Raw genomic sequence first — 15,242 nt, 5'->3', positions numbered from 1 at the left:
ATTCCGCAATCCTGGCACTGGATCGGAATGACGTGCGGCTCCTCGAGCCGGGCCGCGACGTGCGACTCGCGCCGGAACCGCTCGCGGTAGACGGGTCCTCGGCCGGCCGCTCGGGCAGCACCTTGATGGCGACGACGCGGTCCTTACCGGCGTCGTAGGCCTCGAACACCTCGCCCATGCCGCCGCGGCCGATCAGCCGGACCAGCCGGTACGGCCCGAACTGCGAACCGACCTCGAGTGGTCTGCGCTGGGTCGTCATATCGATCCTCCGTGACGCGAACCGCTTCCCGGACGGTGGCGCGGCCCCTCGGCCGCGCGGTACCTCGGATCAGCCGCCGAAGACCGCGCACCCATGCCCGATGTGCATGCCGGTGCCGACGGGCACCGCGGTGGCGGCGGTGCTGACACGGTCCGGAGCCTGCACGACGCTGATCGTGTGCGCACCCGGTGTCTCCGGTACCCACTTCAGCAGCGCGACCCCGCCGGTCGGCGCCACCGTGGCGAGCGGAATCCCGTTGTCGTAGAAGGACACCGGCGAGACCGCGTCGGTCACGAAGGCCTGGATCGTGTAGCTGCAGCCGGTTCCGAAATTGGTCGCGAGGCCGTAACCGAGGTCCGGTAGGACTCCGATTCTCGTGGCGGTGGCGTGCGCGCCTGGCGCGGCGGCCAGTGCGATCCCGGCGGCGCCCGCGCAGGCGCTCGCCACCACGGTGGCGCGGATCCGCCGCCGTCGAGCATTCCGGTCGACACTCATGCCTGCACCCCTCTCCGGACCCCGACCCCCTCCGATGGTATCGCTACCGAGCCGACGGCTCGAGCCATCCGCCGATCATGGTCGCCGTTTCGGTGATCACCAGTTCGCGATCGGCGGTCGCGGCGGGCCCGAGGGTGATGCGCAGCGCGGCGGCGAGGCCGGTGGTCACCATGACCAGCGCCTTCGCGTCGAGCTCGTCCTCCGGACACGGACCGAGCCGGTGCAGCAGGTAGGCACGGGTGAGGACGAGCAGCCTGCGCTCGAGCCCGAGCAACCCGAATCCGGGCACGGCGGCGGCCGCCGAAAGCGCGCGGACCAGTCCCTCCCGCGCAGACACCACGTCGACGATCGCGTGCAGGCTCGCCGCGACCGATTCCCGCGTGGACAGCGTCATTCCCGCCCGCACCGTCTCGGCGAACCGCTCCTCCAGTTCGGCGAGCAGCCGATCGCGCAGCACCCCGACGATCTCGTCCTTGTCGGCGAAGTACCGGTACAGCGACCCGATGCTCATGCCCGCGTGCGCCGCGATGCGATTTGTGGAGGTGTCCGCGATGCCGCGCTCGGCGAAAAGCTGAGCGGCGGCGGTCAGGATGCGTTCCCGAGACTCCCTCGCGCGCGGCTGTTTGGGTGCTTTTCGCCGGTTCGGCGCAGTATTTCCGGTCATCGGCGAACCGACCACAAAAGCGAGTAGAAGGTGAGCATCCACTCACTTTAGTGTTTCGGCATGGCTACCGACACCACTGACGAGGCGGAACTCTCGGCACCGACCGAATTCCGTTACTGGGAGCGCGTCGAGGACCCGTCGATCCAGCGGATACGGCGAATCATGCGGCGCGCCTTGCGTTTCGATCCGCAACCACCGGACGACCTGGTCCGTTCCTTCGCGGCGGCCTACTTCGAGGCCGACCCGGTGGCCGAGGCGTTCGTCGACGAGGTCTATCTCGGCGAACCCGGCCCGAAAGCGGGACGGGCCATGCTCGACCGAGCCCTGACGCACGGCGTCGACGCGGTGCCGGACGCCCCCGCGTCGCTGGTGCGGTTGTTCCAGGAGTTCGAGACGCCGCCGGAATGGCTGGACCGCGAGCTGGTCGAACGGGGCGCGCGGGTGTTCCGCCGTTGGGGCACCTCCGTGTTCAGCTTCGCCACGACCAGCACGCTGGAAATGTATTCGGAGAGCTCGATCGCCAAACCGCTGTCCTACACCGGCGGCTACGCGGGACAGCGCGCGCACAAACGCCAGCTGGAGACCGTGCGCTTCTGGATCGATGTGTCCGAGCCCGGCGGCTTGGCGCCCGGCGCGCGCGGGCGGCAGACCGCCATGCGGGTGCGGATCATGCACGTGTTCATCCGGCGCAAGCTGCTGAGCAGGCCGGAGTGGCAGCGCGCGGCGTGGGGTGTGCCGATCAGCGTCGGGGATGCCACCCTGACCCTGATGGCGGGCAGCGTGGTCCCCGGACTCGCGCTGTGGAGCGCCGGTTTCCAGACCACGCGCGCGGAGATCGAAGCCACCATGCACTTCTGGCGCTACGTCGGGCACCTGCTCGGCGTGCAACCGGACTGGTATCCGACCGACCTGCGCACCGGCGCGCAGCTGATGTTCGCCGCCTTCGTCAAGCGGGCGCACACGGCGGGCGCCGACGGAGCCGAACTCGTCGAGTCCTACCTTCCGGCCTTCCGTCCGAAGCCGGAAACGCCGTGGCGCAAGCGAATCCGCGACGAGCTCAACTATCGCGCGCAGATCGGCTACACCGGTTTCTGGCTGCCTCCCGCCACCTACGCCGCGCACTCCATGCCACGGCGCTTCCCGTGGATCCTCTACCCGATCCTGCGCACACCGGTGATCTTCGGGCTCGAGACGCTGCGCCGCACCGTTCCCGGCATGGACGACCTCGCCGACCGGTTCCAGCGCGTCCGCCGAGAAGCGTGGTACCGCAACGAAGTCGGCGACCGCGCCGCCGAGTTCACCCCCGTCGAGGAATTCCGACGGTGAGCGCCCGGCGGCGCGGATGCCTCACTCCACCAGCACCGACAGCGATTCGGCGACGCACGCGGGTTTCGCGCCGCCCTCGATCTCGATGGTGACCCGCGCGCTCACCTGCGTGCCCGCGGCGATCGCCTTGGCGCCGAGCAGTTCGACGCCCGCGCGCACCCGGCTGCCGACCGGCACGACGGCGGGGAACCGCACCTTGTCCGCGCCGTAGTTGATGCCCATCCGCAGCCCGTCCACCCGGTAGATCTGGCCGACGAGCTGGGGCAGCAGCGAAAGCGTCAGATAACCGTGCGCGATGGTGGCGCCGAACGGACCCGCCGCGGCCCGCTCGGGGTCGGTGTGGATCCACTGGTGATCACCGGTGGCGTCGGCGAACAAGTTCACCTGTTCCTGGGTGATGGTGTGCCACTCGCTGTAGCCGAGGTGGCTGCCCACCGCTTCGGCGAGTTCGGCGATTCCGTGAAAGACCCGCATCGGCAATCCCTTTCGCTCAGGCGGTCGGTCCGCCGGCCACGTAGATGACCTGACCGGAGACGAATCCGGCGCCCTCGCCGACCAGGAAGGAGACCGTGTTGGCGATGTCCTCCGGCTTGCCGGTGCGCCCGACCGGGATCTGCTTGGCGGCCGCCTCGATGAACTGCTCGAAGCTCACGCCGATCCGCTCCGCGGTGGCGGCCGTCATGTCGGTCTCGATGAAGCCGGGGGCGATGGCGTTGACCGTGACGCCGAACTTGCCGAGTTCGATGGCCAGCGTCTTGGTGAAGCCCTGCAGGCCCGCCTTCGCGGCCGAGTAGTTGGCCTGGCCGCGGTTGCCCAGCGCGGAGGTGCTCGACAGGTTGACGATGCGGCCCCACTTGGCCTCGGTCATGTACTTCTGGGCGGCGCGGCTCATCAGGAACGAGCCGCGCAGGTGCACGTTCATCACCGAGTCCCAGTCGGCGACGCTCATCTTGAACAGCATGTTGTCGCGGGTGATGCCCGCGTTGTTCACCAGCACCGTCGGCGCGCCCAGCTCGTCGGCGACCCGCTGCACGGCGGCGCCGGCGGACTGTTCGTCGGAGACGTCGACGCCCACCGCGAGCGCCTTGCCACCTGCCGCCTCGATCTCCTCGACGACGGGCTTGCACGCCGCCTCGTCCAAGTCGAGGACAGCGACCGCGAAGCCGTCGGCGGCTAGCCTGCGGGCGGTGGCGGCGCCGATGCCGCGGGCGGAACCGGTAACGATGGCCGTGCGGGGAGTCGGGGCGCTCATGGTTCTCCTGACTGTCGAGGATGGTCCATTTCGAGGGACACCCATAAAATACATCTCAGTCGCCACGTCTCCAATGGGCACGGCCGACCGTTCGATCGGCTGTACGATTCACCCGGTGACCACTCCTCCGCGGCCCGCCGCCACTCGCTCCCCCGGACGTCCGGCTTCGGCTACCCGCGAACAGGTCATCGAACTCACCCGCCGCGCCTTCCTGGCCGGTGAGCGCGTCGACGTGCAGGCGATCGCCGCCGAGCTAGGGCTCAGTCGCGCCTCGATCTACCGCTGGTTCGGCTCGCGGGATGGCCTGCTCGGCGCGATGCTGGTGCAGGAGTACGAGCAGATGATCGCCCGCGCCGACGCCAAGCGACGGTCGCGTGGCGCGACGCGCATCCTCGACGTGCTCGACCGCGTCGCGCGCTGGGAGGCGGTGAACGAGCCCTTCCGTCGCTACTTCGAGAACGAACCGATCTCGGGCTTACGCATCCTCACCGCCAGCGACGGACCGGTCCAGCCGCGCGCGGTGGCCGCCGTCGCCGAACTCATCGCCCGCGTCGAGGAAGAGGACGGCTACCGCCCGCCGCTGGAGCGAGAGCTGCTGGCCTACGCGCTGGTCCGGCTCGGCGAGGCCTTTCTCTACACCGACACCGCGGCGGGCATCCGCAACGACGTGGACCGGCTGCGCGAGGTGCAGTCGGTGCTGCTGGGGATCACCGCGCAGGACGGCTCCGCCTGACCACGCCGTCGAGTGCGTCAGGGGCGCGCCGAATCTCGCGCGAAGAAAGCGCGGGCCGCGGCGGTCGCGGTGTGGCAATCTAGGGCGCATGGCAGCACTTCGCCAGTGGCCCACCGCATTCGGCGCCGTCGAGTACGATCGGCTGCCCGTCGCGCTCGAGGAGCTCGCGCGTGCGCACGCGCGCCGCGCGCTGGCCTGCACCGGATCTCGCGAACCGCTCGCGCTGATCGACCAGGCCGTCTCGATCGGCGCGTGTGCCGAGACGCTGCTCAAGTCCGTTCTGGCCGCAATCGATATCCATCTGGTCCGCGGACAAATGGCGGGTCTCGAGACGACGCTGACGCTGGCCGGGCGGCCGGAGGATCCGAACCGGCCGCTGCCCGACCTGTGGACGCTCGGCGGGCTCGAGGCCGCCCAGGTGCTCAACCGGGTCACGCCCGCGGACATCCACTTGCCCGAGGCGCTGCTCACGCGGATCGTCACGGTACGCGACTCCGCCATCCACATGGGTTTCGTGAACCGCGACGAGAGCGAAAGAGCTCTCACCGATCTGGTCGTTCTGGTCGATCGGGTGCTGACCATCCGCCGCGCGCTCGGCCAGAACGCCGACTGGGCCGCGTTCTGGTCGCCGACCCATCTCGAACGCGCCGACGCCCTCTTGCGCCGGAGCGCCGAACCGGTGGTGGAGCTGGTCGAGCTGAGCGAGCAGAGCCTTCCGCTGCTGCTCGACGCGGCGGTGACCGACGCCGACCCGCTCGAGGTCATGGCGCCGGTGGCGGGGCCGCCGGGCTGGACCTCGGTGCGCAAGGAGGCGTTCCTGGCGTTTCACCGCGACCGCGCGCTGCACCCCACCTGCCCGAACGAACGCACCTTCGTCATCATGGTCGAGGGCCGGGTCGTCGGCGCGGCCCGGCTCGAACCGCACGGCGACGAAGTGGAGGCGGGCGTGTGGATAGGCCGCTCGCACCGCGGGCGCGGCATCGGCCGTCGCGTCGCCGCCGAGTTGCGCGCGCTGGCCACGCGATCCGGAGCCCGCCGCATCACGGCCGTGACCACGCCGGACAACATCGCGGCGCGGCAGCTCATCGACACCGGACTCGGCGCGCGGCCGCACGTGCGGGGCGACGAAGTCATCGGCACCGCGGAGCTGGGTTGATCAGAGCCGACCCGGCGATCGTCGTCAGTCACCGCGCAGGTGATCGAGCAGCACCGCGACGTGGCTGTGCTCGGGATCCTTCGCCGCGGTCACCAGAGTCACAGGATGCTCGGCCGCGAGCTCGCGCAGTTCGCGAAGTCCCCGCCGCTGCGCGGCGCCGGACAGCTCGGCCGCGTAGCGCTCGGCGAATTCGCCGAAATCGGCGGCGGAGTCGTGGTGGTACCACGCGCGCAGATCGTTCGAGGGCGTGATCTCCTTGTCCCACAGGTCGATTCGGGCGCGTTCCTTGCTGATGCCGCGCGGCCACAGCCGGTCGACGAGCACCCGGCGTCCGTCGTCGTCGCTGGGGTCCTCGTAGATCCTCTTGGTCCGGAATTCACCCACGATCGCGTCCTTCCGATGCGTCCTGTTCACTGCACGACGAGCACGACCAACCGGCGCGGGCCGTGCACACCGGGCGTCGCCGCGTCGGCGCTGGCCGACGGGCCGCCGACCAGAATGGTCGAACGGCGCGGATCGAGCCGGTCCATCACCTCCGGCAGCGAGGCAAGGAGCTGTTCGGCCCGCACCACGCAGATGTGGCAGTCGGGTGCCAGCGTGGCGGGGCGGCGGCTCTGGCCCTCGCCGCCGTCGAGCACGAGAATGCCGGAATCGGCGGCCGCGGCCGCGCAGGTGGTGACCACCGCGTCGACCTGCTCCATCTCGCCGGGCGTCGCCAACGGACTGTCGGGGACGATGCGGTGGCCTTCCTCCGCCGCCCATCCGGCCAGCCATTCGGAAGGCAGTCCGTCGGGCGCGATGACCGAGCGCGCACCGTGCTCGCGCAGCGCGGCGCGCACCTCGTCCGGGATGTCCGCCGCGGCGATCCGGCGCAGCCGCGCGCCGTGCTGTTCCAACCGCTCGGCGAACAGGTCGATCAGCGCGGCGAGATCGTCGGGCTCGGCGCCGGATCCCTTGCGAGCGGCGGCGCGTGGCACCGGCACGACCCGTTCGTCATCGGGTAGCTCGACCAGCGCGTCCCTGATCCGGCGCAGCAGGTCCTCGCGGGAATTCACGTGCGCCACCACCCGCTCGCGTTCGCCCAATATCCCACTCCCCCAGCGGTTTCCACCGCCTCCCCGAACATTTCCGGACAGGCGTCGCGATCGTACCGCAGGTTCCCCGGCACCGCTCAGACTCCGGCTTCGACGGTTTGCTCGCCCCGATGCTCGATCGCGCCGAGGATCAGACCCTTGTCGTCGGCGTCGACGCGCACTGTGTCACCCGAGCCGAGCTTGCCGTCCAGCAGCAGCCGGGACAGCTTGTTGTCGAGTTCCTTCTGCACGGTACGGCGCAACGGACGCGCGCCGTACTCGGGCTGATAGCCGTGCTCGGCCAGCCAGTCCACGGCCGGGTCGGTGATGTCGAGCGCGATGTCCTGGGCGCGCAGCAGGCGGCGGGTGCCGTCCAGCACCAGATCGACGATGTCGCGCAGTTCCTGCCGGTCCAAGCGGTGGAACACGATGGTCTCGTCGATCCGATTGAGGAACTCGGGACGAAAGTGCGCGCCCAGCCGATCCATCAGCTGCGGCGTGATCGCCTCGACGTCGCCCTCGGGGGCGGACAGGATCAGATCGGAGCCGATGTTGCTGGTCATGATGACGATCGTGTTCTTGAAATCCACGGTGCGGCCCTTGCTGTCGGTGACCCGGCCGTCGTCGAGCAGCTGGAGCAGCACGTTGAACACGTCCGGGTGCGCCTTCTCCACCTCGTCGAACAGGATCACCGAATACGGTTGCCTGCGCACTTTGTCGGTGAGCTGGGCCGCGTCGTCGTAGCCGATGTATCCGGGCGGGGCGCCGACCAGGCGCGAGACCGTGTGCTTCTCCTGGAACTCGCTCATGTCGAAGCGGATCAGCCGATCCTCGTCGCCGAAGACGGCCTCGGCCAACGCTTTCGCGAGTTCGGTCTTGCCGACGCCGGTCGGTCCGAGGAACAGGAACGAGCCGATGGGCCGGTTCGGATCCTTCAACCCGGCTCGCGCCCTGCGCACCGCCTCGGCGACCGCGACGATCGCCTCCTCCTGGCCGATCACCCGCTTGTGCAGCACCTCTTCCAGTTTCAGCAGCCGCTCGCGCTCCTCGACGGTGAGGTCCGCGACCGGTATGCCGGTCTGGCGGGAGACCACCTCGGCGATGTCGGTGACCGTCACCTGCGGCGCCTCGCCGGACTCGGATTCCTCGACGCGCTGTTCGGCCGCGGCGATCTCGGCCTTGAGTTCGTTGGCCTTCTCGTAGTCCTCGGCGGCCACCGCGGCGTCCTTCTCGCGGCGCAGCCTGGCCAATTCCTCTTCCTTCGAACGCAGATCGGGGTCGGGGGTGCGGGTGCGCAACCGCACCCGCGCGCCCGCCTGGTCCAGCAGGTCGATCGCCTTGTCGGGCATGAACCGATCGGTGAGGTACCGGTCCGACAGTTCGGCCGCCGCGACGAGCGCCTCGTCCTGATACCGCACCTGGTGGTGTTCCTCGTACACATCGACGAGGCCGCGCAGGATCTCGATGGTGTCGGCGACGGAGGGCTCCGACACGAGGACCGGCTGGAACCGCCGTTCGAGCGCGGCGTCCTTCTCGATGTGGCGGCGGTACTCGTCGATGGTGGTCGCGCCGATCGCGTGCAGATCACCGCGCGCCAGCGCGGGTTTGAGCAGATTGCCCGCGTCCATCGCGCCCTCGGAGCCGCCGCCCGCGCCGACGATGGTGTGCAGTTCATCGATGAACACCACCAATTCGCCGGAGTGCGCGCGCACCTCGTCCAGGATCTTGGTCAGCCGCTCCTCGAACTCGCCGCGATACTTGCTGCCCGCCACCAGCGAACCGACATCGAGGGCGACGACGCGGCGGTCGGCGAGGGTGCTCGGCACGTCGCCGTTCACGATCCGCTGGGCGAGGCCCTCCACGATCGCGGTCTTGCCGACGCCGGGATCGCCGATCAGCACCGGGTTGTTCTTGCGCCGCCGGGACAGGATCTCCACCGTCTGCTCGATCTCCTCGGCGCGGCCGACCACGGGGTCCAGGTTGCCCGCACGCGCCTCCGCGGTCATATCGCGGCCGTATTCGTCCAGCGTCGGGGTCTCGCTCTTCGCGGGCCGGGCCGCGGTGGCGGTCTTGGCGCCCGACAGCAGCACGTGGGCCGCCGGACTGTCGCTGACGGAGGCGATGCCGAGCAGGATGTGTTCCGGTCCGATGTAGCTGCTGCCCGCGTCGGCCGCGCGGCGCTGGGCCGCGCGCAGGGCAAGCTTCGCGCCGGGGCTCAAGGTCACCTGCTCGTCGGCGTCCTCGGCGGGTTCGCCGGTGTCGACGGCATCCCGCATCTGACTGGCAACCTTGTCGGGATCGTGGCCGAGCTCGGCGATGATGCTGCGTCCCGGTTCCGCCTCGGTGGCCGCGTACAGCAGGTGCTCGGGGGTGATCTCGGGACTGCCCCACTCCCGGGCCGTGTCGCGGGCCGTGCCGATCAACAGTTTCGCGTTGTCGGTCATCAGCCGGCCGAGATCGGTGCGCTGCACGGGCGGCTGCGACATCATGCCCGAACCGAAGAACCGCTGGAAGATGTCGTCGAAGGAACTGATCGAACTCGGCCAACCCTCGGTCATATCCACCTCACTGCGTCGCGGCGCACCCGGTGCGCCAACGGATCACGGACAGTGCCGGACGAGACGGCACCGGAGCTGCTCACGGTTCACGCTCGTTCACATCGCGTCGCCGACGCCGTTGCGACCACGGGAGATCGACCTCCCGCTCCATCGCAACGTACCGCCGTCTCGCACGGCGTGGCAACCGCTCGGTTCGTGACCAACTCGAGACTGGCTAACCAGCCGCTATCGGCCGTCCGGCCCTATCGTGCAAGGCATGTCCACCGGCACCGGCACTGTTCCGCCGCGGCCGGGCGACGGTCGTGATCGAGTGGTACCCATGTGCCGCACCCTCGCCGACCTCGACGCCTCCGTCGCCGATTGCTTCGCCTGCCCGCGCCTCGTGGCGTGGCGGGAGCTGGTCGCGCGCGAGAAGCGCGCCGCGTTCCGCGACGAAACCTATTGGGGCCGACCGGTTCCCGGTTTCGGTCCGCCCGACGCCAGGCTGCTCATCATCGGACTCGCCCCCGCCGCGCACGGCGGCAACCGGACCGGGCGCATGTTCACCGGCGACCGCAGCGGCGACGTGCTCTACGCCGCCATGCACGCCGTCGGCCTAGCGAATCAGCCGACCTCGGTGCGCCGCGGCGACGGCCTCGAGCTGCTGGGCGCGCGTGTCACCGCGCCGGTGCACTGCGCGCCGCCGGACAACAAGCCGGCTCCCGACGAACGCGATCGGTGCCGCGGCTGGCTGGACATCGAACTCGGACTCCTGGCCCCGACGGTCCGGTCGGTCGTGGTGCTCGGCGCGTTCGGCTGGCAGGCCGCGCTGCCGGCGCTGGCCGAGGCGGGCTGGGTGGTGCCACGCCCGCGCCCGAAGTTCGGGCACGGCGCGCACATCACGCTGGCGCCCGCCGTGGCGGGTCGCGCGGAACTGGAGCTGTTCGGCTGCTACCACGTCAGCCAGCAGAACACCTTCACCGGACGATTGACCCCCGCGATGCTCGAGCAGGTGCTTGCCGAGGCGGCGACCGCGGCGGGACTGCATCCGCGCGAACCGCGCTGACACCCACGCCGAAGTGCTCGGCGCGCACGGAACGAGACGACCCCGGTTCCCACGACGAGCACCCGGTGGTACCGGCCCAGCGCCGGGCATGCGCCGAAGGGCAACCACCTGGAAGTCACCGACGCAGCGTGACACGGCCGCGCGGAAACACCGGTGGCGCTCGTCTGCTCGGCCCAGGCGGTGATGTCGCTCTCGAGGGACCACTGGCGCTGGCCGGCTGATCCGAACGCCGGGAGCCGTCCGGCGAAAGTCAGGCCGGGCTCGAGCGGCGGTGCAGGGCGAGTTGGAGTTCCAGTAGGAGGCGGTTCGCGGGGTCGGCGAGGGTGATGCCGGTGATGGCCTCGGCGCGGCGCAGCCGGTAGCGCAGCGTGTTCGGGTGCACCCGCAGGGCAGCGGCCGCGCGCCGGACGTCGCCGTGTTCGCGCAGGTAGCCTTCGACGCTCTCGCCGAGTTGCGCACCGTGGTCGCGGTCGTAGTCGAACAGCGCCCGCAGCCGCGGGTCGTGCAGTTCGGCTCGGGTGGCGAGCAGATCGAGGATCTCCCCGAGCAGGACGGCGGTGCGGGATTCGGCGAGCGTGGTGACCCGGCCGCGCGGAAAGGTGGTCGCGGTGCTGTCCAGCACCCGGTCGACCTCGGCGCGCGCGGCGGCCACCTGGGTGAGGTCGGCGACGGGAATGGCGATGGCCGCGCGCAGGATCGCGCCGCGCCTGGTCTCCAGCTGGTCGACCAGTTGCCGGGTCCACGCGGTGACCGACGGCGCGGACCGGTATCCGGGCAGCAGTACGTAGACGCGGTCGCCGAGCACGGTCGCGATCGAGTCGGCCCGAAACGAGCTCGCGTGCAGGCGGATCACACTGCCGATCTCCGAATGCTCCGCGCCCGCCTGCGCGTTCAACGCGAATCCGACGACGGCCGCCGGGCCACGCACGGGGATGCGCAGCGCGCCCGCCACGGACGGAATGTCGACGCCCTCGCCGTGCGCACCGAAAAGCCGTTGCAACAAGAGGGTTTCGGTCGACGGCGCGTCGAGTGCCCGGGCGATGATGCGCGCCGCGACGGCGGCCGCGCCGCGCAGCACCTCCGCGGCGTCCGGCTTGAACGGCCGGTCGCCTTGCTGCAACCAGATCGAGCCGAGCGTGCGCGAGCGGCCGTCGGCGGCCGTGGCGTGGATGCCGACGACCAAGCGGCGCTTGATGTTCAGCTCCGCGCGGGCGGGCAGGTCGATCACCTCGTCGCCGCGGCGCAGCCGGTCGAACACACCCCAGTCCTGGAGCACCCGCAGGTAGTCGCGGGGTCCCTCGCGGCCGAGAATCGACAGGATGCGCAGTTCGTCGGCCGATTCGTCGGAGGCCGAATAGGCGAGCACGTGCGAGTGCGCGTCCTCGATGGAGACCATGCCGCCCGCGTTCTGCGCGACGATCTGGGCCAGCCCGAACAGGTCGGTGTCGGTGGTGAGCGGGTCCTCGGCCGGTCCGCCGCGGCCCGCGCGATCGAGGACGCGACGCACCAGCGCGAGCACCGTGTCCCAGCGGGCCCTGCGGTCGACGACGACCACGGCGACCCGCGAGCGACGAGCCGCCGCGCGCACCGCGGCGGATTCCGCGGTCGACTTGAGCAGCACCGCCCGCGGCCGCCGCTCGGGCGGGCGGGCGGCCAACTCGTCCAGCCAGGCCAGCACCGCGGATTCCGGCACGCCGACCAGCAACGACATGTCCGCCGGAACCGAAGGCGACTCGCTGAAGTCGTCGCCGTCCAGCAGCGCCACCGAGCGAATGGCGACCGCGTCACCGTCGGGCGCTTCGACCGGATCGGTGACGGTGCTGTCGAGCGCGTCGAGCAGTTCGCGCAGCGACACGCCCGCCGGTCGGTTCAGTTCCTCGGTGACCACGCTCACACCTTCCCACCCGATCGGCTTCGGCCGACCGGACAACAACTCGACCCCATCTTTGTCCCATCGGCCGATCCGGCGCGGGGCTTTCGCGGAGTTGACTGCGCTGACCAGCTCCGACCAGGCAGGAGGATCCATGGACGCCATCGCGACCACACCCACGCCCGTCAACGAACCCGTCGGCAGCTTCGCCCCCGGCACACCCGAACGGGAGCGGCTGCGCGCCGAACTGACCGAGCTCGCCGCGACGCCGACCGAGGTGCACCACGTCATCGGCGGCAAGCATCGCCGCACGGCCGGACCGGTCGTCGAGGTGGTGCAGCCGCACCGGCACGCCGCGGTGCTCGGCACCCTCACCTTCGCGGAGGCCCGCGACGTCCAGGACGCCATCGAGGCCGCCGCCGCGGCCGCACCGGGGTGGCGCGCGCTGTCGTTCGAGGACCGGGCCGCGGTGTTCTTGCGCGCCGCGGATCTGCTCGCCGGGCCGTGGCGCGAAACCATCGCCGCGGCGACGATGCTCGGTCAATCCAAAACCGCCTACCAGGCCGAGATCGACGCGCCGTGCGAACTGGTCGACTTCTGGCGGTTCAATGTGCATTTCGCGCGCCAGATCCTCGCGGAGCAGCCGATCTCCACGCCGGGAGTGTGGAATAGGCTGGAGTACCGGCCGTTGGAGGGGTTCGTCTACGCGATCACCCCCTTCAACTTCACCGCTATCGCGGGCAACCTGCCGACCGCGCCCGCGCTGATGGGCAACACCGTGCTGTGGAAGCCCGCGCCTACCCAGGCGGTCGCCGCGTACTGGACGATGAAGCTGCTGGAGGCGGCGGGACTGCCGCCCGGCGTGATCAACCTGGTGCACGGGGCGGGCCCGGAGGTCTCGGACGTGGCGCTGGCCGACCCGCGCCTGGCCGGTGTGCATTTCACCGGATCCACCGCGACCTTCCGCCACCTGTGGCGCACCGTGGCGACCAATCTCGATCGGTACCAGGGGTATCCGCGGCTGGTCGGCGAGACCGGCGGTAAGGACTTCGTGCTCGCGCACGCCTCCGCCGACCCGGATGTGCTCACCACGGCGCTGCTGCGCGGGGCGTTCGACTACCAGGGCCAGAAGTGCTCGGCCGCCTCACGCGCGTTCATCCCCAAATCGGTGTGGGCGAGGATGGGCGCCGATCTGGTCGACAAGGCGAACGCCCTGACCTACGGCGACGTCACCGATTTCGGCAACTTCGGCGGCGCGCTCATCGATCGCCGCGCCTTCGACAAGAACGCCGACGCGATCGCCCGCGCGAAGGCGACGCCGGGCCTGACCATCGCGGCGGGCGGGCGCACCGACGACAGCGTCGGCTACTTCGTCGACCCGACCGTGCTGCTCGGCGACGATCCCACCGACGAGGCGTTCCGCACCGAGTACTTCGGACCGATCCTGGCGGTGCACGTCTACGACGACGCGGCACCCGGATCCTTCGACGCCGCGATGGAACTCGTCGACCGCGGCGCGGCCTACGGGCTCACCGGCTCGATCGTCGCCGACGACCGCGCCGCCGTGGCCGCGGCCACCGACCGGCTGCGCTTCGCCGCGGGCAACTTCTACGTCAACGACAAACCGACCGGCGCCGTGGTCGGCCAGCAGCCGTTCGGCGGATCTCGCCTGTCGGGCACCAACGACAAGGCGGGCTCCCCGCAGAACCTGCTGCGCTGGATCTCGCCGCGCACCATCAAGGAGACCTTCGTGCCGCCCACCGATCACCGCTACCCGCACCAAGCCGCCGCCGCCCAGCCGTCCGATGCCGAAACGGAGGTGCGGTGATGCCCGCCGGACTGCTGCGGCCCGCCCTGCTCGCGGCGGCCCGCTCCCCCAGGCTGGAGCGCGGCGTCACGCGGATGCGCGCCACCCGCTCGCTGGTCGACCGCTTCGTCGCGGGCTCGACCGAGCCGCAGGCCATCGCCGCCACCACGGCGCTGCGGAGTTCCGGCCGCTTCGTCACCATCGACTATCTCGGCGAGGACACCACCGACCTCGGCCGGGCGCGCGACACCGTGGCGCACTATCGCGCGCTGCTCACGGCGCTCGCCGAACTGCCCGATGCCACCGAGCCGGGAACCGTACGCCCGCTGGAGGTTTCGCTGAAGCTCTCGGCGCTCGGCCAATCCCTCCCGCGCGACGGGCACCGCATCGCACTCGACAACGCCCGCGAGATCTGCGCGGCCGCGCACGACGCGGGGGTCGCGGTCACCGTCGACGCCGAGGACCACACCACCACCGACTCGACGCTGTCGATCGTGCGGGATCTCCGGGTCGATTTCCCCGGCACCGGCACCGTGCTCCAGGCCTACCTGCGGCGCACCGAGGCCGACTGCCGCGACTTCGCGGGCCCGGGGTCCCGCATCCGGTTGTGCAAGGGCGCGTACCGGGAGCCGGAGTCGGTCGCCTACCAGTCGGCCGCCGAGGTGGACGCCGCCTATCTGCGGTGTCTGCGCATCCTGATGGACGGCGCGGGCTATCCGATGGTCGCCACCCATGACCCGGCGATGATCGCGGCGGCCCAGCGCTACGCCGACGAGGTCGACCGGAAGGCGGACGAGTTCGAGTTCCAGATGCTCTACGGCATCCGCGACGCCGAGCAGCGCCGCCTCGCCGAGGACAGCCATCGAGTGCGGGTCTATCTGCCCTACGGCGACCAGTGGTACGGCTACTTCATGCGCAGGCTCGCCGAACGGCCCGCCAACCTGGTGTTCTTCCTGCGCGCCCTGGCGCCCGCCAACCGGCGCTGACTCCGTCCCGACCGCCCG

Annotated in this window: 14 protein-coding genes and 1 pseudogene; 6 read left to right on the top strand and 9 right to left on the bottom strand. The window is 70.7% G+C overall.

Features of this window, described 5'->3' with window-relative positions; all coding sequences use genetic code 11:
• Nucleotides 1–20: 20 nt before the first annotated feature.
• From FB390_RS34565 to FB390_RS33225, 3 genes and pseudogenes are all read right to left on the bottom strand, one after another.
• Nucleotides 21–259 (bottom strand): annotated as a pseudogene (locus tag FB390_RS34565) (protein kinase domain-containing protein); the annotation flags it as partial.
• Between the two features lie 69 nt (nt 260–328).
• Nucleotides 329–754, bottom strand: a complete 426-nt coding sequence (locus FB390_RS33230) for an Ig-like domain repeat protein (RefSeq protein ID WP_141813094.1) — start codon at nt 752–754, stop codon at nt 329–331.
• Between the two features lie 43 nt (nt 755–797).
• Entirely contained in the window at nt 798–1,418 is a 621-nt protein-coding gene (locus tag FB390_RS33225) for a TetR/AcrR family transcriptional regulator (protein WP_141813093.1), read from the bottom strand.
• 60 nt (nt 1,419–1,478) lie between these two features.
• Between FB390_RS33225 and FB390_RS33220 the strand changes: the two genes are divergently transcribed.
• On the top strand, nt 1,479–2,744 hold the full coding sequence (locus tag FB390_RS33220) for an oxygenase MpaB family protein (protein ID WP_141813092.1): 1,266 nt from the start codon (nt 1,479–1,481) through the stop codon (nt 2,742–2,744).
• A 21-nt stretch (nt 2,745–2,765) separates the two neighbouring features.
• Here the strand turns inward: FB390_RS33220 and FB390_RS33215 are convergent, their stop codons facing one another.
• Nucleotides 2,766–3,218, bottom strand: coding sequence for a MaoC family dehydratase (locus tag FB390_RS33215; protein WP_141813091.1), 453 nt, complete (start codon nt 3,216–3,218; stop codon nt 2,766–2,768).
• Between the two features lie 16 nt (nt 3,219–3,234).
• Nucleotides 3,235–3,996, bottom strand: a complete 762-nt coding sequence (gene fabG, locus FB390_RS33210) for a 3-oxoacyl-ACP reductase FabG (RefSeq protein ID WP_141813090.1) — start codon at nt 3,994–3,996, stop codon at nt 3,235–3,237.
• 115 nt (nt 3,997–4,111) lie between these two features.
• Here fabG and FB390_RS33205 point away from each other — a divergent pair, with 115 nt between their 5' ends.
• Together FB390_RS33205 and FB390_RS34560 are read left to right on the top strand one after the other, a co-directional pair.
• A complete protein-coding gene (locus FB390_RS33205) occupies nt 4,112–4,729 on the top strand; it encodes a TetR/AcrR family transcriptional regulator (protein WP_141813089.1) in 618 nt (205 codons plus the stop codon).
• A gap of 88 nt (nt 4,730–4,817) precedes the next feature.
• Nucleotides 4,818–5,885: a GNAT family N-acetyltransferase gene (locus tag FB390_RS34560; protein WP_246124552.1), complete on the top strand. Its 1,068-nt coding sequence runs from the start codon at nt 4,818–4,820 to the stop codon at nt 5,883–5,885.
• Between the two features lie 24 nt (nt 5,886–5,909).
• Here FB390_RS34560 and FB390_RS33195 read toward each other — a convergent pair whose 3' ends face one another.
• The 3 genes from FB390_RS33195 to FB390_RS33185 form a co-directional block, all read right to left on the bottom strand.
• Nucleotides 5,910–6,269, bottom strand: coding sequence for a DUF488 domain-containing protein (locus FB390_RS33195; RefSeq protein WP_246124550.1), 360 nt, complete (start codon nt 6,267–6,269; stop codon nt 5,910–5,912).
• A 26-nt stretch (nt 6,270–6,295) separates the two neighbouring features.
• The gene (locus FB390_RS33190; RefSeq protein WP_221639455.1) at nt 6,296–6,970 is read right to left on the bottom strand and encodes a LutC/YkgG family protein; all 675 of its coding nucleotides are present in this window, start codon (nt 6,968–6,970) and stop codon (nt 6,296–6,298) included.
• Nucleotides 6,971–7,056: 86 nt separating this feature from the next.
• Nucleotides 7,057–9,516: an ATP-dependent Clp protease ATP-binding subunit gene (locus tag FB390_RS33185; protein WP_141813088.1), complete on the bottom strand. Its 2,460-nt coding sequence runs from the start codon at nt 9,514–9,516 to the stop codon at nt 7,057–7,059.
• A 319-nt stretch (nt 9,517–9,835) separates the two neighbouring features.
• Here FB390_RS33185 and FB390_RS33180 point away from each other — a divergent pair, with 319 nt between their 5' ends.
• Nucleotides 9,836–10,561, top strand: coding sequence for a uracil-DNA glycosylase (locus FB390_RS33180; RefSeq protein WP_141813254.1), 726 nt, complete (start codon nt 9,836–9,838; stop codon nt 10,559–10,561).
• A gap of 250 nt (nt 10,562–10,811) precedes the next feature.
• Here FB390_RS33180 and FB390_RS33175 read toward each other — a convergent pair whose 3' ends face one another.
• On the bottom strand, nt 10,812–12,449 hold the full coding sequence (locus FB390_RS33175) for a PucR family transcriptional regulator (RefSeq protein WP_246124548.1): 1,638 nt from the start codon (nt 12,447–12,449) through the stop codon (nt 10,812–10,814).
• A 136-nt stretch (nt 12,450–12,585) separates the two neighbouring features.
• Between FB390_RS33175 and pruA the strand changes: the two genes are divergently transcribed.
• A complete protein-coding gene (gene pruA, locus FB390_RS33170) occupies nt 12,586–14,259 on the top strand; it encodes an L-glutamate gamma-semialdehyde dehydrogenase (RefSeq protein WP_141813087.1) in 1,674 nt (557 codons plus the stop codon).
• Nucleotides 14,259–15,224 carry a proline dehydrogenase family protein gene (locus FB390_RS33165; protein ID WP_141813086.1) on the top strand — a complete coding sequence of 322 codons (966 nt, stop codon included), beginning with the start codon at nt 14,259–14,261 and terminating at the stop codon, nt 15,222–15,224. Before pruA ends, FB390_RS33165 begins: the two co-directional genes overlap by 1 nt.
• The last annotated feature ends 18 nt before the right edge of the window (nt 15,225–15,242 follow it).

The organism is Nocardia bhagyanarayanae (assembly GCF_006716565.1).
GTDB lineage: Bacteria > Actinomycetota > Actinomycetes > Mycobacteriales > Mycobacteriaceae > Nocardia > Nocardia bhagyanarayanae.
The sequence above is the reverse complement of the archived record's forward strand: the minus strand, read 5'-3'. Positions and strand labels throughout refer to the sequence as shown.

What these genes read in the sequence shown, in the direction of transcription:
- FB390_RS33230 (WP_141813094.1), bottom strand. Translation starts at nt 754, where the DNA reads ATGAGTGTCGACCGGAATGCTCGACGGCGGCGGATCCGCGCCACCGTG.
- FB390_RS33225 (WP_141813093.1), bottom strand. Translation starts at nt 1,418, where the DNA reads ATGACCGGAAATACTGCGCCGAACCGGCGAAAAGCACCCAAACAGCCG.
- FB390_RS33220 (WP_141813092.1), top strand. Translation starts at nt 1,479, where the DNA reads ATGGCTACCGACACCACTGACGAGGCGGAACTCTCGGCACCGACCGAA.
- FB390_RS33215 (WP_141813091.1), bottom strand. Translation starts at nt 3,218, where the DNA reads ATGCGGGTCTTTCACGGAATCGCCGAACTCGCCGAAGCGGTGGGCAGC.
- fabG (WP_141813090.1), bottom strand. Translation starts at nt 3,996, where the DNA reads ATGAGCGCCCCGACTCCCCGCACGGCCATCGTTACCGGTTCCGCCCGC.
- FB390_RS34560 (WP_246124552.1), top strand. Translation starts at nt 4,818, where the DNA reads ATGGCAGCACTTCGCCAGTGGCCCACCGCATTCGGCGCCGTCGAGTAC.
- FB390_RS33185 (WP_141813088.1), bottom strand. Translation starts at nt 9,516, where the DNA reads ATGACCGAGGGTTGGCCGAGTTCGATCAGTTCCTTCGACGACATCTTC.
- FB390_RS33180 (WP_141813254.1), top strand. Translation starts at nt 9,836, where the DNA reads ATGTGCCGCACCCTCGCCGACCTCGACGCCTCCGTCGCCGATTGCTTC.
- pruA (WP_141813087.1), top strand. Translation starts at nt 12,586, where the DNA reads ATGGACGCCATCGCGACCACACCCACGCCCGTCAACGAACCCGTCGGC.
- FB390_RS33165 (WP_141813086.1), top strand. Translation starts at nt 14,259, where the DNA reads ATGCCCGCCGGACTGCTGCGGCCCGCCCTGCTCGCGGCGGCCCGCTCC.